This is a genomic window from Streptomyces sp. NPDC002676 (genome assembly GCF_053592455.1).
In genome coordinates this window covers 1-24,854 of the sequence record NZ_JBSFVT010000039.1, presented here as the reverse complement: position 1 = coordinate 24,854, position 24,854 = coordinate 1, and the positions used below count along the sequence as shown (strand labels likewise).

Here is a 24,854-nt window from a genome sequence, read left to right as displayed (position 1 = left end):
GGGAACGGCGAGGTCAGGCGGTCGCGGCGGGCGGCTCGGTGGCTGCCTGGTCATCTGCCTCACGGGCGGCCTGCACGTCCGCAGCACTACGAGCGCGGTAGAAGTCCTGGAGCCAGCGTCGGCCTACACGGCTGCGGTGCCGGGGCCAGGAGCGCAGGTCGACCAGGAGCTGAGCCCAGTCAGGCGGGCACCTCTTCTCACACAACTGTCGTACGGTGGAAGGGAGATGACGGTACAGACCGCCCGGGCTCTGCCGGGTGAGGAGATTGAGACGGACCTCCGCGGCACCTTCGCGCATACCGTCCCGGGTGCCGCCGGACACAGCGGCTGCCAAGGCCACTCCGATGCTCTTTCCGTACGGCGACACTTCGGTCGGCTCAGGCGCCTTCTGCTCTTGGCCCTTCCGACGGCCGGCGGATTCCTCGTCGGCATGGTCCGTGCGCCGCTGGACAGCGATCATGGCGGCGATTGCATAGAAGGGCTGCTGGGCCTCGTCACCTGCGTATAGGACAGCGGCCGGCAACAGCGGTGCGATGATTTTGTGCATGCCACGGACCCTGGGATCGTCCAGGGGGCGTCCTTCGCCGCGCCGCAGCGCGGCTCTGGCTCCCTTGTCGGTGCCGCAGACCTTGGCGACGGCAGCGACGAACTGCCGGGCTTCGGTCAGCCACGGTGAAGCCTGTCTCGGCGTCGCGCCGTCCGCGCTCTGGGCGGCCGAGGACAGCGCAGTGGTGGTGTCGGTCATTTATCCTCCGTCTGCGGACCGGCGGGCACGGTCTTCCTCGCGCTCTTCGCAGGCGCCTTCGGCTTGCCGCCATAGAGATCCAGCCGGGCTGCCTCCCGCACCCGGGCGCCCCGCGTCGTGCCTGCCGCTGTGTAGGTGACGTGGTTGTAGACGCCCTCGGCAATGCGACGGAATTCACGGGCGGCGTCCTGGAAATCATGCTCGCGCAGCCGCCGCCAGAACTCCCGCTCGGCTGCGGGCCAGTAGCGTGCGGCTGCTTCCCGGGACCAGCCGCAGTCCACGGCCTTCTTGGCGTTGGTGTAGAGCTTCCAGGCGTTCTTCGCAGCGGTGTTGAGGCGGAAGCCCGCCATTTCGCCGGCCACCCGCAGACGGCCGATTTCTCGGGCGACGACCGGGTTGTCGGTGTCGCTGATCAGGGCGATCAGGTCGGGGGTGGACGCCGAGACGAGCTGGGTGTCCTTGGCCTGACTGTCCTGCTCGAAGCCGAGGGCACGCACTCGAAGGCCTTCCGGGAGCAACTCGGCCAGTTCCAATGCGGTGCGGAACACTTCCGGTCGATGGGGCCTGCTACTGCCCTCCGGCTCTTCAAGAAGCAAGGCGTCCAGGTCCCGCCACAAGGCTCGTCCGGAATCGGCCGGGCGTGGATAGGGATAGCCCTCCTTGCTGATCTGCCAGATCAGGTAGTCGTCGGCCCGCTGCATCTTGTCCAGGAACGCCCAGGTGATGTAGGCGTCCTGAACCGTGGCGCCTGCCTCGTCGGGTACAAGGAGCAGCGCATGCTGCGACCGGGCGGTGAGTCCGGAGCACGAACCACGGATGACCTTCGGGGCCTTGTCAGGGGCGGGCGGCTCATTCCACTCCCAGGGGCAGAGATCTTCAGCAGGGTCGATCCCGACCTTGGGCATTGGGAGGCCGGCCAGCAGAGTGGCAAAGAGCGTCGAGCCTTCCGGGTGGTACGACAGGGCGCCGCGTAGCGGGCCCGCGGTGGCCTGCGCGGAGCGCCGGCCGTTGACCTCTCGGGCTGAGCAGCGTCCCGACGGCCCGTAGTAGCGCCACACCAGCAAATGCAATAACGCCTCGGCCGACGGCAGCGGCTCGGGTCGTGCGTCCAGGGCATGGCCGAACCAGGAGTGGTTGCGCCCCGATGGGCGGGTGATGACAAGCTTGTTCACCCCGGCAGGCTTGTCGCACTGCTCGGCGAGCCGGGCATCCTGCAAGAAGGGGAAGCACGGGTCGTAGAGCCGGAACCGGTCGGGATACCGGGCAAAGTACTTGCCGACACGGTCGGCGTCGAAGTGCCCTTCCTGGACCAGTGCTTGACGCCGGTCGCTCCAGTCGCGCGCATGATCGAGTTCAGTGAAACGGGCGGTGAGGGCGTACAGGACCCGATACAGGGCAGAGAGCGCCGGAGGCAGGGACACCGTGACCGCTGTGATCTCGTGTGCGCGCAGGAACAGTTCCCGCAGCCCGACGGCCGGTGGGCGCTTGTCGGCGGGAACCCCGGGTGCCCAGCCCACTGGTATCACCCGTTCGTCAAGCAGATCGTAGAGATTGGACGAGGCCAAGACGCCTCCGATCGGATCGCAGGTACCGTCAAGTGGGGTCCCCGCATCACGCGGGGGTGCGCCGTAGCGCGTGCGCAAAACAGCGGCCAGGATCGCCCCCCTTCCCGCGCGAGCGGGATACGTCCCCTCGCCTCAGCCAGTCTCTGGGGCGAGGGGACTGCGACGAAGTTATCCGAAGTAGCGTGTGCGGAAGGCTAGTTACGCGAAATGCCTACGTCGGACAGCTCCAGGTCGTATCCTCCGACCCGGCAGAGCCACCGTCCGTCTGCACCGCGCTGCAGCCGGAGGAGGACCAGATCGGCGAGCGCGGGATGACGGCGCCATGAAGGAAGCGCCCCGTGCTCCTCGCCCCGCTCGGTGAGCCACCGTCCAGGCAACGGCACCGTGTGCCGCATCACTTGGCCGGCCTGCTCACGGGTGAGACGGCCACCCTTTGCACCCGGCAGCGGGGTGGTGCCGTCCGGATCGAAGGTGAGGGCCCCGTCGGGCTGGACGTAGGCGCAGACCGCGCGCTCCGAGTCCGCCCCTAGCCGGGTGGTGAGCAGGGCCGGGTCGACCAAGCCGTGCTTACCGCTGATCGGGGCGAGGGTGACGCCATTGCTCACGTCGTACGGCGCAGGGATCGCGGTCATATCCGCCAGCTGACCCTCGGCCATGGCACCGGCTTCCCGCTCGGCGTCCCGGCGTTCAAGGTCGCGCCGGGCCGCCTCCTCCAGTCGGTCGCCGTAGTCATCGGCGTACACCTCGTCGATCAGCCTCTGGACGTCGTCCGGCACTCTGATCTCCCGACCATGCTGGTCCAGGAGCCGGCTGGTGCGCAGCAGCAGTGACGCGTCGTACACGTTCCCCCACCGGCGCGGCATCGCCAACTCACCCTGGTCGTCCACCGGCTCCACAACCACCAGACGCGGCTCATCTCCGACCCAGGCAGGCCGACCACCGCGGTCGTGACGCCATGCACGCCCAGCCCGCTGCAGCAGCTGCGCCAAGGGGGCGAGATCGGAGATGACCAGGTCGAAGTCGAGGTCAAGGGACTGTTCAACCACCTGAGTGGCAACCAGGACAGACCTGCGTGGACGCCGTCCCGGCCGATCGCCCTGCCTCGGTTTGCCGAACCGGTCCTCGCAGTACGCGGCCAGTTCTTCCCGGCGCCAGGCGGGGTAGCGGGAGTGCAGCAGCAGGAGTTCCCCGTCGGCTGCGGCCATGTCGGGGAACTGCGCCTGCAAGAAGCGGTAGGTGCGCTGAGCCTCATCCACGGTCGTGCAGCACACCAGCACGCAGCCGCCCCCCTCCACCACCGGCCGTAGATGCTTCAGCAGCGCCGCCCGTCGCGTACCGGACTTGACGGGACTGCCCAGGCCGTCGAGCGCGTCCCACCGCACGAACTCCGCTTCTACCCAGAGCTGACGCTGACGGTTGCTCTCGACCCTGCGCGGCTGACAGACCGCTCCGGACGCGGCGTCGACGTACAGCCAGCCTGGGTAGCACGGTTCGACCTCGGTGCGATCGTGGTGCCCACAACCGCGTCGGTACGCCTCGACCAGCGAGGACGCAGCACGCCCGGTCAGTGTGGCGGACAGCAGAACAACGGGAGCACGAAGGGCTCCCAGCCACTCCAGCAGCCGAACCAGCAGGCTGTGCATCCAGGGGCCGTAGGCATGCGCTTCGTCGAGCACGAACACCTTGTTCGCCAAGCCCAGCAGGCGCAGCACGTTGTATCGCACAGGCAGAATCGCGGCGAGCGGATAATCGACGGTTCCCGCACCCAGCGGTGCGATCAAGCCACGGTTCCGGCCTCGCAGCCACGACCCCGCCTCAACTCCGGTCGTCAGGTCCGTCACCACGGTCGAGTCCGTGTCCTGTGACAGCCCGACGTACGCGGAGCTGAGCCACGCCATGCTGTGAAGCAGGGTCAGCGCCTTGCCACCGTCCACGTTCCGCTCGGCGAACTCCCGCACACGCAGATACATCGCGTCGGCCGTGGCCATCGTAGGCAACCCGAAGTACAGTCCGCTGGCGCCCGCCGCCCGAGCCATGACCGATGCCGCGTGCAGCGCCGCCTCGGTCTTGCCATCACCCGTCGGGGCCGTCACGAGCAGCAATCCAGGGCCGGACACAAGGTTCGGCAAGTCGGTGGCCAGGCTTACCTGAAGCGCGTTCGGAGGGAACGAGAACTGCTCGCTGAACGCCCTGTCCGGAAACACCGCCGTGCCCAGCCGGGCTTCGCCGACGATGCCGGCAGCAGCAGCCACCGCCATCTTCCAGTGCTCTTCAACGTCGGCGTTCGTACCCTGCCAGGCTTCCCCCGGCATACGAGGCATGATGACGTGCTCCTGACTGGCCAGCCAGTCAGCGACCATCACCAGCCCCGCGAAGACCACCGCCAACTCAGCGGGGAGCGGACCCTGCGGAGCCAGTACCGGGCCTGTCAGACGACGCACCACCTCGGCGTGCGCCCGACGCTGCTCCTGCCAGCCCTTCGTGCCCAGCCCGGGAATCCAACCAGCGGGATTACGCAGCTTCTTCGGGCTCAGCGCCTCGCCAAAGCAACCGTGATGACCACCCAGCAACTGCGCGATCTGTTGGTGGGCCGAGCGGGCCACAACAGCGTCCGTCCGATAGCCGAGTTCTTCAAAGACCTCCGTCAGGGCCCAGTGACTGGCCTCCTCGTGCCGCAACCGCTCCCGTTCAGCCCCCGGTTCGGCCTCGTACTCGGCACCTTCAACAATCCGCTCGTATTGTTCAGGAGCTAGGGCCTGGAAAGGCGGCGTGATCTTCCCGATGTCGTGCAGACCAGCCCAGAAGCACAACAACCGGCGGCATTCGTCGACTGACATGCCCAGCCGCGTGGCGAGGCGTCGTCGGCTCTGCCGAGTCAGGACGACGTCCCACAAGGCGCCGGCCACCGCGGCGGTGTCCAGCAGGTGGCAGATCACGGGGTAGAGGCCAGGCAGCCCTCGCTGCTTGCCCCACATGCGTGCATCCGCACAGAGTCCGTCGCTGCCTTGCCGGGCGCCTAACGGCTTCCCCGAGTCCTTGTTCTCCATGGCATCAGAGGTATCACCCGGGTCTGACAATGGGGTCTTGTTCAGTAATCGGCTCTGCCAGACTGCGGAGTCAAGGCCGCATGGATGGCTTGCAGCTTGAGTCAACAAAATGCAAAGGGTTCCTGTCGTTGCAGGTGGGGGAGTCTGGTCCCCGCGCGAGCGGGGGTGAACCGCGGACGGCTTGCCCCACGCTGCTGCGGTTCGTCTGGTCCCCGCGCGAGCGGGGGTGAACCGTTCTCCCCGGGCTTCCGGCTTGCTGTCAGCACCTGGTCCCCGCGCGAGCGGGGGTGAACCGATGCATCCGGGGCCGCCCTCGTGGCGGGACCTCTGGTCCCCGCGCGAGCGGGGGTGAACCGATCCGGCAAAGAATCGAACGCCTGACCGAACACTGGTCCCCGCGCGAGCGGGGGTGAACCGCCGCAGAGCACGAAGAGCGCGTACTCGAAGCGCTGGTCCCCGCGCGAGCGGGGGTGAACCGACGAGGTCGACGGGGGAGACGATCGCGTGGACCTGGTCCCCGCGCGAGCGGGGGTGAACCCGGGCCCGCTGGACGACGGCCACCTGCGCCATGCTGGTCCCCGCGCGAGCGGGGGTGAACCGGCCGAGGCCATCAGGTTCCAGCTGCACGAGACCTGGTCCCCGCGCGAGCGGGGGTGAACCGGACTGAGCGGAAGGACTGAGCGGGGGTTCGCGCTGGTCCCCGCGCGAGCGGGGGTGAACCGGACTGAGCGGAAGGACTGAGCGGGGGTTCGCGCTGGTCCCCGCGCGAGCGGGGGTGAACCGTCCCACTTCAGATAGTCGAACTGCGCGAGCAGCTGGTCCCCGCGCGAGCGGGGGTGAACCGCCGAGCATGGCCCCGTCGAGGTCGTGCTGCCGCTGGTCCCCGCGCGAGCGGGGGTGAACCGGCGCCGCCGGGGTGTGAATGCCGGCGGCGGCCCTGGTCCCCGCGCGAGCGGGGGTGAACCGCCAGAGGGGGTGGGGCCGGTCGCCGTGTCGGCCTGGTCCCCGCGCGAGCGGGGGTGAACCAGCCTGCGCCGCGCCAAGCGCCGCCGCAAACTGCTGGTCCCCGCGCGAGCGGGGGTGAACCGCTCGTAGGGCGGGCAGCCGGGGGGCAGTTCGTCTGGTCCCCGCGCGAGCGGGGGTGAACCGATGCATCCGGGGCCGCCCTCGTGGCGGGACCTCTGGTCCCCGCGCGAGCGGGGGTGAACCGATCCGGCAAAGAATCGAACGCCTGACCGAACACTGGTCCCCGCGCGAGCGGGGGTGAACCGACGAGGTCGACGGGGGAGACGATCGCGTGGACCTGGTCCCCGCGCGAGCGGGGGTGAACCGGCCGAGGCCATCAGGTTCCAGCTGCACGAGACCTGGTCCCCGCGCGAGCGGGGGTGAACCGGACTGAGCGGAAGGACTGAGCGGGGGTTCGCGCTGGTCCCCGCGCGAGCGGGGGTGAACCGTCCCACTTCAGATAGTCGAACTGCGCGAGCAGCTGGTCCCCGCGCGAGCGGGGGTGAACCGCTGTCGGCCAGGCCACCGGTGATGCCGGAGACCTGGTCCCCGCGCGAGCGGGGGTGAACCGCCACGTGGAGAACGACCTGGCGCCGGCGGTGTCTGGTCCCCGCGCGAGCGGGGGTGAACCGGGAGCGGCCTGATGGAGCTGCACGCAGAGCCCCTGGTCCCCGCGCGAGCGGGGGTGAACCGGCGATGAAGCAGTTTTTCTCCGACGCTGCGCCCCGGTCCCCGCGCGAGCGGGGGTGAACCGCTCCACGACGACGGGGCCCGCGTCCACCGCTACCGGTCCCCGCGCGAGCGGGGGTGAACCGGCCCCCGGCCCCGGACCGCACGGGGCGGGCCACCGGTCCCCGCGCGAGCGGGGGTGAACCGAAGCCGGCCAAGGTCGAGCACTCCGGTGGCGTCCGGTCCCCGAGCGAGCGGGGGTGAACCGAGCCGTGAGGCCGCCGCCGTCACCCCGGAGGCCCGGTCCCCGCGCGGGCGGGGGTGAACCGGACGTCAACTCGGGCCGGGTGTACGTCGTCTCCCGGTCCTTGCGCGAGCGGGTGTGAACCGCCGCCAGCCGTCCGTGTGGCCGCCTCGGCTGGCCGCACGGACGGCCCTGTGGGGTTCCAAAAGTCCCGTACATGCGCTGATCTGGGGTTACGCTGCCTGTCGTGATCTTGGGCAGGCGGCGTTGCGGTACTCATGGATCAGTCCGCTGTGGACGTTGTGGCGGTGGATGCGCTGGGCGGGGAAGGGGATGGCGTCGCGGTCGTCGGCGGGGAGCGAAGGTGCGCAGGGCCCGGTGTGGCCTTCCGGTGTTGTAGTGCTCGGCGTACTCGGCGAGGACTCGCCGGGCGTGCTGTTCGTTGTAGATGAGGATCCGGTCGGTGCACTCGGCTCGGGCGGTGCGTATGAATCTCTCGGCGTGGGCGTCCGTCTTCGGTGCCTGCGGCGCGGTGTTGAGGATCTCAATGTCGTCGGCGGTGAAGACGGCGTTGAAGGCCTGGGTGTAGTGGCTGTCGCGGTCGCGCAGCAGGTAGCGGAAGCCGGAGGTGTGCTTGCCGAGCTCGGCGAGAAGATTGCGGGCGAGCTGGGTGGCCCAGGCCGCGGTGGGGTGCGTGGTGACGCCGAGGATGTGCACAGTGCGGGTGCCGACCTCCATGACGGTGTACAGCCTGGTCAAGCCCGCGGTGTCCACATGAAAGAAGTCGGCGGTGAGCAGGCCGGAGGGCTGGGCGCGTGCGAACTCGCGCCAGGTCGGGGCGCCGCGGCGTCGTCGGGGTGCGGGGCCGAGGCCGGCGCTGTGCAGGATGCGTCGGATGGTGGAGCCGCCGACGCGGTGGCCGAGGCGGCGCAGTTCGTCTTGGACCCTGGTGTGGCCCCATGCCGGGTTCTCGTGGGTTAGGCGCAGGATCAGGGCGGTGAGTTCCTCGGAGATCGGCCGGCGGCCGGTGTGCGCCGGTTTCTGCTTCCGCTTCCATCGCAGCAGGGAGCGGTGCCAGGACAGGAGGGTTCCGGGGGTGACCAAGCAGTGCCGTCGCCGTCTGCCTGGCAGGTGCCGGGCCAGAGCTGTGAGCATGGTGCGGTCCGGTCAGGCAAGGCGCGGCCGGACGCCGGGCTGGCGGCGCAGTATCGCGTTCTCGTTGCGGAGCGCGAGCAGCTCGATGTCCTTGGCGTCCTGGGAGCGTGAGAGCAGTAGGAGCAGTCCGAGGAGCCTCAGGAAGATCAGGTAGAGCATGCGCAGCGCCATGCAGTCTGAGCCTGCCGTGATCGACCTGTGTTGCAAAGCGCCTGGTCGGAGCCGGTGCGTTAGTTATGGCAACCTACAGGTTGCGGCGGAACCAGCCGATCTGGCCCTCGAGGTCGCTTCCAGGGCTATGGGAGGCCAGACCTCGATGTCGATTGCCGGGAAAGGGCACGTTCGGGCCCCGTTGTCAGTGTCGGGTCTTACGGTTCTGCCATGGAGCGAACTTCAGGTTCAGGGGCGGGGGTACAGGCTTACTACGCTGAGTCGGCGGACCGGCTGGGCAGGGTGTACGAGAGTGTTTCGTTTGAGTCGGTGCATGAGGCGCTGCTGGATCTGCTTCCGGAGGCGCCCGGGCGTGTGCTGGATGTCGGGGCGGGTACCGGGCGCGATGCGGCGGCGCTGGCCGGGCGCGGATTCTCGGTTGACGCGGTGGAGCCGGTGGCGGAGCTGCGTCGGGTGGCAGCGCGACTTCACCCTGACGTCGGAGTGACCTGGCAAGAGGGCGCGCTTCCGGAGCTCCACGGACTTCAGGGGCCGTACGACGTCATCTTGTTGTCCGCGGTATGGATGCATCTCCCGCCCGAGGATCGTCCGATCGCGATGCGGCGCCTGGCTGGGCTGTTGGCTCCGGGCGGAACGTTGTTGATCACGCTGCGCCGCGGCGAACCGCCCGCGGACCGGCGGATGTTCGACATCCCGGCGGAGGAAGCCGTCGGCCACGGCACGGATGAGGGGCTCACGCTGGTTCGGGTCGTCGAGGAGGGAGCCGACCGGCTCGGCCGTAAGACGGTGCGCTGGAATGCCGTGGCGTTGCGGAATGAGCGGGGATGAGCGGGCGCAGCTCCTTCTACACGCAGGACGCCTCCGCACGTACCTCTTGGCGGTTGGCCGTGCTCATGGGCGCGAACTCCCGGACATACAAGTTCGCGCTCGGAGCCGCCCTGCTTGATGCGGCTGGGCGTGGGCAGAGCGAGCTCCGGGTTGCCGAACTTGCGGCCCCGTACGCGCTGGAGCTGGTGCGCCATCTCGGCGACGCCCCGCAAGCTCCCGAGGGCGTAGCCCTGCGTGACTCGGACTTCCTGACGATCGCCAAGGAGGAGCGTGCTGGGACGCTGGCCGCAGGGTGGCCGACCGAACGACTGCTTCTGGCAGCAGCCCGGTCCATGCCATCCATGGTCATGCAGAAGTTCCATAATCTCCGTGGCGGGACGCAGGTACCCCACCGCTTCTTCGAGCTGACGGGAAGCGGTCGGCAGCGCATCGTGCGACTGACTCACGACGCGCTGCGTGTTGCGCAGTCCGAGCAGGCAGTTGGACTGCGCGCGGAGCTCGAAGCCCGATGGAGCATCGTCGAGAGCTCGTTCGCCGCGGGCGTGGGCCGCAGCCTCATGGAGGACGGTGTCGCGGTCGCCTGGGACTCGCTCAGACTCACTGACAAAAAGCGGCGCCGCTCCGTCGCCAAGGTCGCGGACGCGCTGATCGGGTTCCAACACGGCCGTTGCCTCATATGCAACGAGGTCCTCTCTCCGGGCCAGACGGTGGCGGTTGATCACGTCTTTCCCTTCGCCCTCATGCAGCGCCTGCACAGCGTGCGGGCCTGGGCCGGTCCCAATCTCGACGCGCTGTGGAACCTCGCTCCCGCCCACGCCACCTGCAATGGAGGCAAGACCGACCGTCTGCCCTTCTCCGTGGAGCTGTACCGTCTCGCTCTGCGTAACGAGGCGATTATGGACTCGCCGCACCCGCTGAAGAAGACGCTCCAGCTGAGCCTCCAGCAGGCACTTGGAGGGTATCGGAGCACTTCCTGGCCCGAGTTCCTCCGGGCCGTCCGGGACTTCGCAATCTGAGTCCGGACGCCAGGCCGCCGGCATGGTCGCTTTCACCATCGGCACCGGCGGCGAGGACGAGGTCGCTGTCATCGGCGCCCGCGCCTTTGAAGACGGCGCCGAGGCCGGAGCCACCGACTTGGCCGCTGTCGACGAAGACCTCCTCGGTACCGCCGAGCCCGGGAGGTGATTGCGGGGACGGAGGCAGGGCTGCTGGACTCGCTGGGGGCCAGTACCGTCGACCAAGCGCTGAGTGCGGTACTGCCACTCGACGAGGGCGCGGGAGACACACGGGGCGACCGGGCAACCGGTGGGCTCAGCGGGGGGACAGTCGTGGACTGTCCCCCCGCAGGTCGCACACGAAACCCTGGGCGTTAACGCGTATGGGAACGTCGAGTGCAGGTGTGTCGATTACCTTCCGGTGGTCACTCCGGCGTCGAGCTGGACGACTTGCGGGTTGTCACCGGCGGCTGCGGCGTCGGCTGGGGGCAGCGCGGTGGGGTAGATACGGACGTTGCTGATTGCTGCGTTGGCGTATTCGCCGTAGATGCCGGAGGTGAGTTTGCGGCCGATCTGTATGGGGCCGGTGGCGGGCCAGGGCGTGTAGGTCCAGTCTTTGGTGGCTGTGAGGCTGCCGTTGACGTACAGACGGACTTCCTGGGCTGTGGCGTCGAAGACTCCGACCAGGTGGGTCCACTTACCGACGACGGGTTTGCTGCCGTAGGCGGCGCGCCATACGGCACCGGTTGCATCCGTGCTGTACCGGCCGAAGGCCCAGGCCTGGGCTCCTGAGGAGTAGTACAGCTGGAAGCCGTTGTTGGTGGTGCCGTCTTGGGACAGGAAGGTGCTGTTGGCGGTGAGGGAGTTGAGCTTGACCCAGGCGGAGACGGTGAAGCTTTTGGAAGTGTTCACTGCGGGGCCGGTGGTGGTGCCGTATCCGGTGGTGCCGCTCAGGTTGAGGGCGTTGCCCCGGGTGGTGTCGTTGGTCCATGTGTAGGCACCGGACAGGGTGGCATCGAGGGTGCCGTTGCTGTCGGCGGTGGTGGTGCCGGTGCCTTCGGCGAGCTTCCATCGGTGGGTGGAGGTGTCCGTGATGGAGCCCAGCGAGACCGGCGGAGCGAACGCGTAACTGGGCGGCGTGAGAGGGACCGGGTGCGAATTGTAGTAGTTGTACTCGGTGAGCTGACCGGAGGTGTCGACGGCGTACAGGTCGGGGACGCCATCGGGACCGCCAGGGTGGGTAAACCATTTCGACACGGGGCTGTTGACGTCCCCGGGTGAGGCGACCAGGGGGTAGTCGGCAGGCGGCAGGGTGAGTTGCAGGTCGGTTCGCGATGTCGGGTGCAGCAGAGCCGGCAGCTGGGTGGTGGAGTCGATGGTGATCGAGTAGCTGTAGATCTTGCCGGTGGCGTTGTCTCGGGTCCACAGGACGGGGTCGCCTGCGAGGGTGCCTGCGGCGATCAGGGTCTGGCCTGTCCAGTCGCCGTCGCCGAGCAGGGTCGGGTTCTTCAGACGCTTGCCGTCGTCGGACTGGTAGATCCACAGCTCCTTGTTCTCGACGGTGATGACGGCGGGGTAGTCGTTGGTGTTGTTGTAGATGTTGCCTGGGGAGATGAGTTGGGTGATGTTCCAGCTCTGGCTGTTGTAGTCGGTGCTGCGGCAGCGTGTGTCGTCCGCGACGACGTCGGACGGTTGGCAGCCCTCCTTGTCGATGGAGGTGTATCGCTTGCCGGTGAAGCCGCCGAACCTGGAATACGGTGGGAAGGCCGCGTTGTCGACCGGGTCCAGGTCGTTTTTGACGATGTAGAGCTGCTTGTTTGTCTTGTTGTACGCGAAGAGGTCGTCTCCGTTGGCGCCGTGCAGGTTGCCGCGGTGGGCAATCATGAAGTTGTTCCAGCCGGCACCTTCGGGCGACTCCTCCTTGGTGGACACCGTGATCGGGCCGGTGACCGCTGGCGGGGTGCCGGTGATCGGGCCGCTTTGGACCGGGGCGGTGTCCTGGGCGGGATCCTGGTCGCCCGGGATCAGATTCAGGTCGCCGGTTTTTGTGGTGGCGAGCAGGTCGGGCACGCCGTCGCCGGAGATGTCACCGGCCTTGATCTTGGTACTCGGGTCCCACGGAACGCTGAAGGTGTAGCTGGAGGGGCTGGTGGAAATGTTGCCCGCTTTGTCGATACCGGCCACGTACAGAGTGTGGACGCCCCAGTCGGTGATCGGGACGGGGATGGTGGCGGTGGACCTGCCCTGGCTGTCGGTGCCGGTGATCGCGGCGCTCTGGCCGTCGAAGGCGGTCGGAGGCGAGTCGAGTTGCCACAGGAAGGAGGCCATGCCGCTGTACTTGCATGGGCCGGGGTCGCAGGTGATGTCGGTGGCTGGGCTGTCGGCGTCGGCCACGGTGAAGTCGGTGGTCTTGCCCGGGCCGGCGTAGACCACCGGGTCGGCGGGGCCGGAGCCCACCCGCGGGAAGGACGAGTTGCCGGTGACTTCCGGAGTCGGTGGTGCCGTGAAGTCGGTGGTGAACCAACAGTGTTCGGACTTCGCGGAGGTCAGGTGCGAGGCCGAATAGTTCTCGGCATAGACGTCCCAGCCGTACTGGTGACCGTCCTTCAGGGTCGCGCCGATCTTCATGGGCGCGTCGCTGCCCGAGGCGAGGAACGCGCTGTCCGGGGTCGAGACGGAGGCGCCGTTACCGTCGCCGTCGGGATCGACTGTGCGGTCCCAGACGTAGTAGTGCGCCTTGACGTTCTCCCCGTACATCTGCGTATTGGCGACGGTGGAGTGCAGGGTGATGTTACTGCCCGAGTCCGAGTAGGTGGTGGCACCGATCCAGCCCACGCCGCTGGTGGTGCAGGGTGCTGAGGCGCCGGTGGCGGCCGGGGTCATGTGCAGGTTGCTGGGTACGTCCGGCGGAATGTCGAACTTGGTGGTGAGTGTGAGCGTGGTGGACATCCGCAGATAGTCGTCGTTGCCTGAGGTCTCCGACTCGTTGCCGTACAGGCCGATGGTCCAGGTGTTGGTGCCGGCCCCGAAGGTCCCGTTGCTGTCATAGCCGTCGCCGTTCTGGTCGGCGATCTTCTGGGCCTGGTCGGTGACGTGGAATGTGGCGGTGCTGTTGCTGCAGGAGCTGCCGGAGTTGGCGCCACTGGGCACCGTGTCGGTCGACGGCGGGAAGGCGGTGTCGTGTGTGCCGGGCCGGGACAGCCAGTCGGTACTGGAGCTGATCGCGTTCGTGGTGTGCAGCGTGATCGGCTGGTTGTGACTGCAGTCCCAACTGGCGGCGTATGTCGTGGAGATCTTCACATAGGCGTCGTAGATGACGAACGACGAGTGCAGTCCGCTGGTGTTGATCGCCCAGTACGAGCGCTCCAGGCCGATGCCGCAGGGGCCGCCCCACTTCTGGTAGCCGACGCCCTGGCCGTTGGTCTGTGCCTTGTCGTACTGCGGCGAGTTGTCGCAGGCCGAGTTGGAGTAGACCTCGGTGTAGTGGCCGGCGGTGGAGTCGACCGGGTTGGTGTACGGGTCGATGTACACCGGGTAAGTGGTGTCCGCAGCGGTGAGCATGTCCGCGTCCGGAGTCAGCTTGAGGGAGCTGTTGGTGGCGGTCATCGCGACCGGTGCGGTGGCGGCTCCGGGGCCTGGACCGTCCACCGAGGACGTTGTGCCGGCGGCGGGACCGTCCTGGGCGGGGTCAATGTTCTGAAGCTGTGCGGGCGCGGTGCCGGAGTCCCACATCACCGGCTGGGGGCTGGTGTAGACCAGGTCGCCGTTGGTGGCGGTGGCGCTCATGCTGTCGGAGTCCATGGTGGCCACGGTGAGACCGTGGGTTTCCGTGGCCAAGGTGAGTTCTTTCAACCGGGGATCGGTTGCGGCGTTCGCGTCATGCACGATCAGAACGTCGCTGAAGCCTCCCTGGTCGGTGACGGACACGGACAGGTCGACACCCGGCAACACCGAATCGTAGAGCGCAGTGTCGCCGGTGACGTGCGGCGCGGGCAGGGTGAAGGGCAGCGTCAGGGCCATGCTGGGCCCGTCGGAATGTGTGAGGGTGACCAGCGGGCCATCGCCGCCGCCGGAGAGCGTCACGCCGTTCGGGGTGGCCGTGGGGGAGTAGCCGCCGTGGCCGTCGGCTTCCAGAGTGGCGTCCACCGGGACCCATGTGCCGTCTTTGAGGACGCGGGTCGGCAACACGCTCGTGGTGTTGGTGAACGTGCCGTCCGGGAGCGCCTCAGTGGTGGACACCTGCGTGGTCAGCGCGTCCACGGGGACGGACTTGCCGGTGGACACGGCCTGCTCCTGCGCGGCCAGCAGCGGGTCGTCCGGAGCGGGAGCGCTGTCGGCGACGGCGGGTGAGACGGGGACGGCCATCAAGAGGCCGAGGGTGGTGACGAACAGGGCCAGTCGTTGTCCGGGGACGAAGCGTCTATGGCCGGGGCGTAGGGGCGGTCTCAGCACGTGGCGGGCTTCCTCTGGGTCGCGGACGTCGGGGTGCGCTCTGTGCCTGGTGGAATGCGTTGACAGTCCAACGGGCAAGCACGCAGGCCCGGTTGTCGCAAACGGTGATCAACTGCTTACAGAAAATACTCAAGATCTCCCAAATTCAGGCACGCTTTTGTCATGCGAATGGCAAAGTGCATTGAGTGATGATCATGATCACTCATAGTCTCCGGCCGATCACTCAAACGGGCGATCGGTGACGTGACGGCCCGGTTGAGGCCGCATCCTTGGGGGTTTGGCGTGAGTGGCAGACGGCGCTGGTTCGCTGGCGTGTGGCACCGTGCGTTTCTGAGCGGACTTGGGTTGTGGGCCATTCCCGTCGCCGTCTTCGCATTGCTCGTGCCCGTGGCGATCGCCACCGGGCTGGGTACTCCCGGCTTCTTCCCCGACCGTGCGGACGACGAGTTCGGCCATCACGGCGGCTTCCACTTCCACGGCACGCCGTGGAAGCCGAAGAAGCTGCCCGTCACTCCGGCCGTAGGACACCACACCCTGCAGGGAAAGACCTTCGCGCACCCCAAGGGTTACAAACCACTGGCCACATACCGGGCGCGGGCGCCTCACTGGCCGAAGGCGGGCACAGCCACCGTCGCTCTGGGCACCTCCGCCGCAGCGAAGCCGGTCCAGGCGGGCGCCTTGCCGGTCTGGGTGGCACCCGCCGGCAAGGGGGGCGGGGCGAACGCGGTGCGCGTACGGACCGCGTCGCACGGCCAGACCCTCAAGGCTGGCGCCAACGGCATGCTGTTGGGGCTCACCCCGTCCAGCTCGGCCGCTGCGGGCGGCCGGGTGAAGGTGGTCATCGACTACGCCGCGATCGCCAACGCGTACGGCGGAGGCTACGGTTCACGACTCCAACTGGTAGAACTGCCGGGCTGCGCGCTGACCACCCCGGAGAAAGCCGACTGTCAGAAGCGCACCCCGATCGCGTTCACCAACCGTCCCACCGCCGATCAGCTCACGGCCACGATCACTCTAGGCTCGCCTGCCGCGGATCCGGACAAGAGCACGGACGGCCCTGAAGCCGCGAAGGGCGCAGGTGGAGCTAAGGCCGTGAAGGGCACGCAGGACCCCAAGGGCACGAAGAGCGAGCACGCCGAGAAGGGGAAGGGTACGGACGGCGCCGCGACGATGTCCGCGGGCATAGCGCCAGTGGCGGCGGCCACTGCTGCCAGCATCACTGCACTGGCGGTCACTTCCGGCACCTCTGGTTCCCAGGGCGACTACGGCGCCACCTCGCTGTCGGCGGCCGGTACCTGGCAGGCATCGGCCACCGGCTCGTTCACCTACGGCTACCCGATCTCCGTGCCCGCCGCGATCGGCGGCAACGCGCCGTCGGTCGGCCTGAACTACGACTCCCAGACCGTCGACGGTGAGACAACCGCCCGCAACTCCCAGTCCTCGTGGGTCGGAGACGGCTGGAGCTACCAGCCCGGTTATGTGGAGCGGGGCTACCGCAGTTGCGGCTCGCTCCTTGGCTCCGACGGCAAGAAGCTCCTGAAGGGCTCGGCTGACGAGTGCTGGGGCGGGGACAACGCCACGCTCTCCTTCGGCTCGCACTCGGGAATGCTGGTGCCCGACGGCGTCGACTCCGGTGTTCCGGGTGAGATCAAGCAGTGGCGGATCCAGGGTGATGACGGCACGGTCGTGCAGGAGTTGTCCGGCGCCGCTAACGGACTTCACGACGGCGTTTACTACCGGGTGCTGACGACGGACGGCACCGCCGCCTACTTCGGTGCCGACCACTCCCCGAACGGCCCGGGCACCGATGCCACCATGCCCGCCAACCCCGCTGACCCCACAACGCACTCCGCCTGGGGCATTCCGGTCCTGCACCCGCGCTCGACGGACCCCTGCTACGACAGCGCCAAGGGCAAGACATCCCAGTGCGACAAGCCGGAAGGCTGGCGCTGGAACCTCGACTTCGTGGTCTCGCCGACCGGTTTCGTGCAGCGCTACGACTACACCACCGAGACCAACTACTACGACCTTGGCGGCGGCCAGGCGGCCGCGACCGACAATCCGGACGACACCGGCACCCTGGCCTCGTACACCCGCGGCGGTGCGCTGACGCTGATCTCGTACGGCTACACGCTGGGCGACGAGCAGGCCGGGCGCACCCCGGCGGCCGAGGTGGACTTCGGCCTGGCGCAGCGGTGCCAGACCACCGGCACGTTCACTGATTGCTCGTCCTCGAACCTCAAGGACAGCACCGCCACCCACTGGCCGGACGCGCCGTGGGACCTGCACTGCGACTCGACCGACAAGACGAAGCTCCCGGACGGGGCCACCACCGTTCCCGACGACGTGTGCGTCATAGTGGGACCCAGTTTCTGGACCACTACCAGGCTGGACACCATCACCACCAAGGTCCATGTGAAGGCGACCGATCAGCTCACCGCGGTCGACTCCTACAAACTGGGGCAGGTCTACTCGGACGCGGGCGGTACGGTCGACCCGGTCACCGGCGCCTCGGTGGACCCGAAGGACGCCGGGATGCTGCAGGCCGTGATGTGGCTGCAGTCGATCCAGCACACCGGCAAGGACACCTACGCCAACGGCAACAGCGACATCACGCTGAACCAGGTGTCGTTCACCGGAACCGAGATCGACAACCGGGTCAGCGATGACTCCCCGTCCGCGCCGCCGCTGTACCGGCCGCGTATCTCCAGTGTGGAGACGGAGACCGGTGAGTCGATCGCGGTCGAGTACAACCCGGCCCCGTGTGCGGGCAAGACCCTCTCGGTCTCGCAGGCGGACAGCAACATCAACTTCTGCTATCCCGTGTACTGGACCGTCCCCGGCGCCTCGAAGCCGATCGCGGACTGGTTCAACAAGGTCACGGTCAACAGCGTGGCTGTATCCGACAGGACGATCGCCGGCCAGTACAAGCCGGACGCCGACCAGACCAACGCGGCGGGCTCCGAGACCCAGATCTCCCGTTACAGCTACACAGGACCGGCCTGGCACCGCGACGACTCGGCCCTGACAGACGACCAGTACCGGACCTGGGACCAGTTCCGCGGCTTCCGTACCGTCACCGTGCAGACCGGCCAGGCACCCGAACCGGTCACCCAGAACACCACCACCTATCTGCAGGGAATGGACGGCGACTACAAGGCCGACGGCACCCGGCGCTCCGTCACCGTCGACGCCAAGGTCGGCGGCAACACCGTGCTGAGCGTCACCGACGCCGACCAACTGGCCGGCACCGCGCTCCAGGACGACACCTACACCCAGGCCGGCGGCACGGTCGACGCCGTCAGCATCAACGGCCCGTTCACCTTCACCACCACGGCCTCCTCCAACCAGACACCCTGGACGGACTGGACGCAGGAGGACAACCCCGGCCAGACCGAGCCGGCACTGTCCACACTGCCGGACCTCACCGCGCACCGGATCAAGTCCAGCAGTTCCCTGAAGTACGAACGCCTCGCCGACGGCACCTGGCGGCACACCAAGACCGACACCACGTACGACAGCCAGGGCCGCCTGTCCACCGTCAACGCGCATGGTGACGGTGTCGACCCGAAGCAGGAGAAGTGCGCGACCGCGACCTACGCGAACCCGCCGGCGTCGAACACGATGATGCTGTCGTACCCGGACCGGGTCACCTCAGTCGCGGGTGACTGCTCCACCGCGGTCAGCGCGAGCAGCCTGCTGGCAGACAAGAAGATCTACTACGCAGGTGACGGAACCCTGTCCGGCCTGGGCACCTTCGGCCAGGTCACCGCCTCCGGCCAGGTCACCGGCACGCAGAGCGCCACCGGCTTCACCGGCACCACGGAGAACTGGCAGACCACCTCCGGCATCGGTTACGACGGCGCCGGGCGGATCACCGACTCCTACGACGCCACCGGACAGAACACCCACACAGACTTCACGCCGGCTTGGAGTAGTGCCGGCGGCAACACCAACACCACCGCTGAGACCTCCGCCAACAGCCAGCACTGGCAGGTCAAGTCCACCCTCGACGCGCTGCGCGGCCTTCCGCTTGAGAACATCGACGCCAACGGCCGCAAGACCGACATAACCTACGACGCGCTTGGCAGACGTACCGCGGTGTGGCTGCCCGGCCGGGACAAGGCAGCCGGCCAGAGCGCGGACCGCACCTTCGCATACTCGATCAACCCCGGTGCCGTCCCGGCGCCCGGCGGCACGATCACCCAGCCGGGCGCGCCGTCCGCGGTCACCTCCAAGACACTGCGCGAGGACGGCACGTACGCCACCTCGATCACGATCTACGACGGCATGCTCCAGCCGAGGCAGACCCAGTCCACCGCGATGGGCGACTCCGACTCCGGCCGGATCATCTCGGACACCTTCTACGACTCCCACGGCTGGCGGGTAACGGCCTACGCGCCGTACTCCGAACCGGTCAACTACCCCTCGACCACGCTGTACGCGGCGAACGAGAACCAGACCCCCTCGGAGACCACCACCACCTACGACGGCCAGGGCCGGCCCCTCACGGAGACCCTCTGGCACCAGGCAGTCCCGCAGTGGCACACCTCCACCAGCTACCCGGGGGCCGATGAGGTCGACACCACGGCGCCCGCCGGCGGCCGATCTACCGCGTCCTTCACCAACGCTGTCGGTCAGACCACCAGCACCGTGGTGAAGAACACCGGCTCCACGGTCATCCTGCAGGGCGGCTCGGTGATTCCCTCGGGAACCTCGCTGACCTCCAAGAGCGTGCGCCTGACGATGCAGGCCGACGGCGACCTCGTGCTCTCCGCACTGACCACCGGCAAGACCATCTGGTCCTCCGGAACCAGCGGCAACCCCGGGGCCTGGGCCAAGTTCGGCACCGACGGCAACCTGGTCATCTACAGCACGGCCGCCGCCCAGCTGTGGACCACCGGACTGACAGCGACCACCAGTTCGACCTTCCGGGTCCGCAACGACTCCACCGCGGCCGTCGTCGCCTCCGACGGCTCCACCGTGCTGTGGCGGCAGGGCACCGTGAACTCGATTCCGGCCGCCGACGCCACCACGCGCTACACCTACACCCCCGCGGGTCAGGTCGACACGATCAAGGACAGCGCGGGCAACACCTGGTCGTACAGCTACAACCTGCTCGGCCAGAAGACGTCCCAGAGCGACCCGAATGCCGGCACCACCACGTTCGACAAGTACGACGTCGCCGGCAACCTGCTGCAGACCACCGACCCGCGCGGCCGGGTGATGTCCTTCGCCTACGACTGGGACAGCCGCCCCACAGCCGAGTACGCCGCCGCGTGGTCCGCCACCCCCGACCCGTCCACGCTGCTGACGTCCCGTGTCTACGACACGCTGGAGAAGGGCTACCAGACCTCGGCCACCCGGTACGTCGGGGGCGCCTCGGGATCGGCGTACACCCAGGCCGTCACCGGCTACAACACGGCCTACCAGCCGCTGGGCACCACGCTGACGATCCCGGCCTCCGATGGCTTCGCCGCCGCCGGGCAGAGCAGCGCGCCCGCCTCGGGCACCGTCACCTACACCTCCACCGCCCACTACACCCCGAACGTCGGTCTGCTTTCCACCACGCATTACCAGGCGGACGGCAACCTGCCGGCCGAGGACATCGACTACGGCTACACCCAGCAGGGCAACCTCGACGGAATCGGCGGCTTCATCAATAACGCCAACACGCCCGCCTATCTCGACACCGCCGTCCACGACGCGTTCGGGCGCCTGCTGCAGGCCGACTACGGTCCCATCGGCAAGGAGCTGGCGACCTTCGCCCAGTACGACCCCACCACCGGGCGCGTCACCCAGACCAGCAGCAAGCTGCAGACCTCGGCCACCGATCTGGACCTCGTCAATCTCCGCTACAACCAGGCCGGCGAACTCACCGCAACCGACGACCTGCAGGACAACACCACGCACGACACCCAGTGCTTCACCTACGACTCCCTCCAGCGGCTGACGGCGGCCTGGACGGACACCGCAGGCATCACCAGCCCCGCCAGCACCCCGGTCGGAGCTGTCGGAGGCTGCAACACCACACGAGTGCAGACCACCACCACGGCCCCCATCACGGCCAGCACCGTCGGCGGCCCCGCCTCGTACTGGCAGACCTACAACTACGACCTGCTCGGCGACCGCACCGGCATGGTCGACCACGACCCCACCGGCAACGCCCTCAACGACACCACCCAGACCACCGCCTACACCGGCACCGACGGCACCGCCACGGCCGCTCTGCCCGACCAGGCCGGTACCACCACCAGCAGCAACCCGACCAACGGCACAGCCACCTGGACACCGAACTACACCGATACCAGCTACACGCCGAACAAGAACGCCGGCAACACCATGAGCCGGAAGGTCTCCACCACCGGCCCCATCGCCTCGACCTTCACCATCACCGGCGGCGGCAAGCTCTGCATCGACGACGCCTCGGCCTCCACCACACCCGGAAACAAGGTCGACGTAAACACGTGTAACGGCACCAGTGCCCAGAAATGGACCATCGGCACCGATGGCACCATCAAGGTCCTGGGAATGTGCCTCGACACCACAGGCAACGCCACCACGTCCGGCACCCTCGTGGTCATCGACACCTGCAACAGCGACGCCACCCAGAAATGGGTGACCACTACCGCGGGCAAGCTGGCCAACAAGGCCAACAACTCCGTGTGCCTGACCGACCCCGGCGCCAGCGCCACCAAGGGCACTCAGCTCACCATCGCCACCTGCCCCAGCTCCGGACAGACCTGGAGCACCATCTCCACCGGCGCCCTGCCCCCCGGCCAGACCCAGTCCTTCACCTACGACCCCGAAGGCCGCACCGCAACCGTCACCAACCCATCGGGCACCCACAACAACACCAGCGAGTACCTCTACGACGCCGACGGCAACCTGCTCGAGCAGACCAGCAGCACCGACGGCACCGACAAGACCCGCATCCTGTATCTGTTCGGCGGCACCGAACAGATCACCCTGAACGTCTCCGCCAAGACCTGGACCGCACTGCGCAACATCACCGGCCCCGACGGCACCACCGTCACCCGCTCCAGCACCGGCACAGTCACCTACCAGGTCGCCAACGGGCAGGGCACTGCCACCACCGCCATTGACGCCAGCACCCTGGCAGTCACCCGCCGCTCCTACGACCCCTACGGCAATCCCCGAGGAACCAAGCCCACTTCCTGGGTCGCCGCCGACGAAAACCACGGCTACCTCGGGCAGCCCACCGACGCCACAACCGGCCTCGACCTCCTCGGCGCCCGCAACTACGACCCCACCCAGGGCCGCTTCCTCACCCCCGACCCACTCTTCGAAGCCGGCGACCCCAACCAGATGGGCGGCTACACCTACGCCGGTGACAACCCAGCCTCGGGCAGCGACCCAACCGGCACCGTCCGGATCGACAACGACGGCAATAAGTGCAGCGGCGACGGGACCGAGTGCGGGCCCCACGGCGGTGGCGGAGGGGGTGGCGGCTCCACAAGCGGGGGATCCACCCGTACATCCAGCGGCTCAGGCGGTGGTGCCCCGGCTCCCCCCGCCAATCCCGTCGGATGCAGCCGATTCGGCTTGTGCGCACCGAGGGTCCACTACCAGCATGACCCGGCGAAGATCTTCGTCAAGGTCTTGTTCAAGCTCGTCGTTGAACCCTTGTTGGATGTCGTCAAGTGCGGCTTCACGGCGCCCGGTCCTGAAAACACAAAGGCGTGTGATGTCGCCGGCGGTGTCTTTTCCGCTGGCCTCGAGGGCAGTGAGGCAGCACCCTTCGAAGGCGCGGAGAGTGACGCGGCAGGCGCCCTGGAAAAGGATGCAGCGGATGGCGCGGCAGCGGATGGCGCGGCAGCCGCCGAGGCCGGTGCCGCGAACGAAGCCGCCGCCGACGTGGCCGACCTCGCCGCCGCGAAGCGTGCCAATGCACAGGAGCAGGTCGCGAAGGCCGACGCGGAGGCGACCAGACCGACCAAGCCGGAAGCAGGCAACACAGGCACGAAGCCCGTGGAATCGGCAGCCCGCTGCAGTTTCTCCCCGGACACCCCAGTCCTGATGGGCAACGGCGAAACCAAACCGATCGGCAAGATCAATACTGGTGACAAGGTGGAAGCCGCCAACCCGAAGACGGGCAAGTACCGAGGCGTTCGCACCGTCAAACACGTGTGGATCAACCACGACCACGACCTCCTCGACCTCGTCATCCGTACCAAGGATGGCCACACAGCCACCCTCCACACCACAGCCAACCACCCGTTCTGGGACGACACCACACACACCTGGACTCCTGCCGGCAGGCTTCGACGCGGCGACACCCTCAACACCGCCACAAACAGCCACGCCTACGTCGTCACCACCCAGCTCACACCTGGCGCGGTAAACCGTTGGAACCTCACCGTCCAGCAACTCCACACGTACTATGTCGTGGCGGGTGGCGTCCCAGTTCTTGTTCATAACACGAGTTGCCCGACGGCGGCCGCCCTGCGGGCAGCGCCTCATCCTGCCAACGTCTCATTTGCCACATCTGTAGATTTGGCCAGTAAGACGGCTGCGGAGGCCGGTGATATCCAAGCGGCCAGCGGTTTCGCTACGGATATTCCCAGCGGCTACGAACGAGCGATGCCCGAGCAGGTGTATGCGGCGATGCCGACTGATCGGACGCCATTCTTCTTCGATAACTCTGGAGGGGGTGGGGCTTACTACCTGTCCCACGCCGAGAAGCAGGCGTCGACGCTACGACCAGGTATTTCGATTTCAGTGAGTCGAGATATGTGTGACAACTGCATCGGCTGGTTCCAAGGCAGGGCTGCTCAGCTAGGTGTCCACCTCTACGTGTCTGATCCGACATCCATAAATGTATTTGCGCCTGATGGGTCATGGATGGCATATGACTATCCATCTTGGATGGGCTAGTTAGCGCGTAGTGCGGGCTGGCGGAGGTGGTCCGTGCGGTAGGATCACCTCCACCGGCCGGCAGGCCACCATGGTGCTGAGCATGAGGAGAATTCCGTGGGTGAAGCGGTGCCGAGTTGGCGTGTCTTTCCCGAGGGAGTTCCAGTCCGGGAACTTCTGGAACGCGGCGACCAGGCTGCGGAAGTTGGCGATCTCATCTCTGCTGGAAACTGGTACGTCCACGCCAAGCGCAGGGGATCGGTGGAGGGGCGGGACAAGGCCCGGGATCTTCAGCCTCGCCTGGAAGCCCTAGCTGACCAGGGAGACCTCGATGCGAAGGTTTTGTTGGCTGGCCTGCTTCTGGAGCGTGGCGAGCAGCTCGCACTCGCAGCTTCGTTGCTGGAGACTGCCGCTGACGCAGCTGTCCCTGAAGGAATGCGGGAGTTCGGGTTCGTGCTCGCTGGCGGTATAGGCGTAGCTCCTAATCCAGGTAGGGCCAACGAACTGTATCGGGCTGCCGCTGAGGCGGGGGATGGCTATGCAGCCTTCAATCTCGCTGTCAATTTTTACCGGGGACATGGCACCGGTAAGAGCTTTCGAGAATTTGCAAAGTGGCTACAGGTTGCTGGAGATTTTGGCATTCCTGAGGCGTGTGCCGTACTGGGGGATCAATGTGCAAAGAAGGGTCTCGATGAAGACTCTCTGCGTTGGTATCTCAGGGCAGCTAAGTCGTCGCATGTTCCCGCGATGCTCGTAGCGGCACGGCGTTATCGAGATGGCATCGGAACCCCCATTGATCCAGTGCAGGCGGTTCGCTGGTTCTTGACTCCGCTTGATCGCGGAAACGGAGATGGGATCCATGACGCGCTTGAATTGGCCACCTCTATGACGGTTGAGCAAATCCGGGAAGCAGGCCGACTTTCTGGTCATGCAGATGAGGCTGAGCTGCTTATGCAAGGACGTTAGCTTGGAGGCGAGCTCTTGCGGGTTCGATGCTGCCTCACATTAGCCTCGCGCTTTCATGAGGCGAGCTGTCCGGCAGGCGGTCACGCAAATAGAAAGGGCCTCTGGCCAGCAAGAATGAGGATTGTCTAGGTCCTT

The 24,854-nt window shown here is 67.4% G+C and carries 11 protein-coding genes and 1 CRISPR repeat array; of the genes, 5 read left to right on the top strand and 6 right to left on the bottom strand.

The features are described 5' to 3' along the window. Positions 1 to 13: 13 nt before the first annotated feature. The 5 genes from casB to ACWD3E_RS41575 all read right to left on the bottom strand — a co-directional run bounded on the left by casB (position 14) and on the right by ACWD3E_RS41575 (position 8,601). A complete protein-coding gene (gene casB / locus ACWD3E_RS41595; protein WP_451392667.1) occupies positions 14 to 745 on the bottom strand; it encodes a type I-E CRISPR-associated protein Cse2/CasB in 732 nt (243 codons plus the stop codon). Continuing rightward, entirely contained in the window at positions 742 to 2,310 is a 1,569-nt protein-coding gene (gene casA, locus ACWD3E_RS41590; protein ID WP_451392666.1) for a type I-E CRISPR-associated protein Cse1/CasA, read from the bottom strand. Before casA ends, casB begins: the two co-directional genes overlap by 4 nt. A 194-nt stretch (positions 2,311 to 2,504) precedes the next feature. After that, positions 2,505 to 5,357 (bottom strand): CRISPR-associated helicase Cas3', encoded by a 2,853-nt coding sequence (cas3, locus tag ACWD3E_RS41585; protein WP_451392665.1) that lies wholly within the window; start codon positions 5,355 to 5,357, stop codon positions 2,505 to 2,507. 144 nt (positions 5,358 to 5,501) lie between these two features. After that, positions 5,502 to 7,421: a CRISPR direct-repeat array (repeat unit 29 nt; unit sequence CTGGTCCCCGCGCGAGCGGGGGTGAACCG). Positions 7,422 to 7,551: 130 nt separating this feature from the next. Then, the gene (locus ACWD3E_RS41580) at positions 7,552 to 8,430 is read right to left on the bottom strand and encodes an integrase core domain-containing protein (RefSeq protein ID WP_451392664.1); all 879 of its coding nucleotides are present in this window, start codon (positions 8,428 to 8,430) and stop codon (positions 7,552 to 7,554) included. 12 nt (positions 8,431 to 8,442) lie between these two features. After that, the gene (locus ACWD3E_RS41575) at positions 8,443 to 8,601 is read right to left on the bottom strand and encodes a hypothetical protein (protein ID WP_451392663.1); all 159 of its coding nucleotides are present in this window, start codon (positions 8,599 to 8,601) and stop codon (positions 8,443 to 8,445) included. A gap of 210 nt (positions 8,602 to 8,811) precedes the next feature. On the opposite strand from ACWD3E_RS41575, the gene ACWD3E_RS41570 reads away from it, so the two are divergent. The 3 genes from ACWD3E_RS41570 to ACWD3E_RS41560 are packed head-to-tail and all read left to right on the top strand — an operon-like array spanning position 8,812 to position 10,614. After that, entirely contained in the window at positions 8,812 to 9,429 is a 618-nt protein-coding gene (locus ACWD3E_RS41570) for a class I SAM-dependent methyltransferase (protein WP_451392662.1), read from the top strand. After that, positions 9,426 to 10,445, top strand: coding sequence for an HNH endonuclease (locus ACWD3E_RS41565; protein ID WP_451392661.1), 1,020 nt, complete (start codon positions 9,426 to 9,428; stop codon positions 10,443 to 10,445). Before ACWD3E_RS41570 ends, ACWD3E_RS41565 begins: the two co-directional genes overlap by 4 nt. Before the next feature lie 22 nt (positions 10,446 to 10,467). After that, positions 10,468 to 10,614, top strand: a complete 147-nt coding sequence (locus ACWD3E_RS41560; RefSeq protein WP_451392660.1) for a hypothetical protein — start codon at positions 10,468 to 10,470, stop codon at positions 10,612 to 10,614. A 221-nt stretch (positions 10,615 to 10,835) separates the two neighbouring features. Here the strand turns inward: ACWD3E_RS41560 and ACWD3E_RS41555 are convergent, their stop codons facing one another. Continuing rightward, positions 10,836 to 14,876 (bottom strand): LamG domain-containing protein, encoded by a 4,041-nt coding sequence (locus tag ACWD3E_RS41555; RefSeq protein ID WP_451392659.1) that lies wholly within the window; start codon positions 14,874 to 14,876, stop codon positions 10,836 to 10,838. A 345-nt stretch (positions 14,877 to 15,221) separates the two neighbouring features. Here ACWD3E_RS41555 and ACWD3E_RS41550 point away from each other — a divergent pair, with 345 nt between their 5' ends. Further along, complete coding sequence (locus tag ACWD3E_RS41550) at positions 15,222 to 23,774, top strand: ricin-type beta-trefoil lectin domain protein (protein WP_451392658.1); 8,553 nt, start codon at positions 15,222 to 15,224, stop codon at positions 23,772 to 23,774. A gap of 96 nt (positions 23,775 to 23,870) precedes the next feature. Beyond that, entirely contained in the window at positions 23,871 to 24,719 is an 849-nt protein-coding gene (locus ACWD3E_RS41545) for a tetratricopeptide repeat protein (RefSeq protein WP_451392657.1), read from the top strand. The last annotated feature ends 135 nt before the right edge of the window (positions 24,720 to 24,854 follow it).

Excerpts from the sequence above, each read along its gene's own strand:
- ACWD3E_RS41580 (WP_451392664.1), bottom strand. The coding sequence starts at position 8,430 with ATGCTCACAGCTCTGGCCCGGCACCTGCCAGGCAGACGGCGACGGCAC.
- ACWD3E_RS41575 (WP_451392663.1), bottom strand. The coding sequence starts at position 8,601 with ATGGCGCTGCGCATGCTCTACCTGATCTTCCTGAGGCTCCTCGGACTG.
- ACWD3E_RS41565 (WP_451392661.1), top strand. The coding sequence starts at position 9,426 with ATGAGCGGGCGCAGCTCCTTCTACACGCAGGACGCCTCCGCACGTACC.
- cas3 (WP_451392665.1), bottom strand. The coding sequence starts at position 5,357 with ATGGAGAACAAGGACTCGGGGAAGCCGTTAGGCGCCCGGCAAGGCAGC.
- ACWD3E_RS41570 (WP_451392662.1), top strand. The coding sequence starts at position 8,812 with ATGGAGCGAACTTCAGGTTCAGGGGCGGGGGTACAGGCTTACTACGCT.
- casB (WP_451392667.1), bottom strand. The coding sequence starts at position 745 with ATGACCGACACCACCACTGCGCTGTCCTCGGCCGCCCAGAGCGCGGAC.
- ACWD3E_RS41560 (WP_451392660.1), top strand. The coding sequence starts at position 10,468 with ATGGTCGCTTTCACCATCGGCACCGGCGGCGAGGACGAGGTCGCTGTC.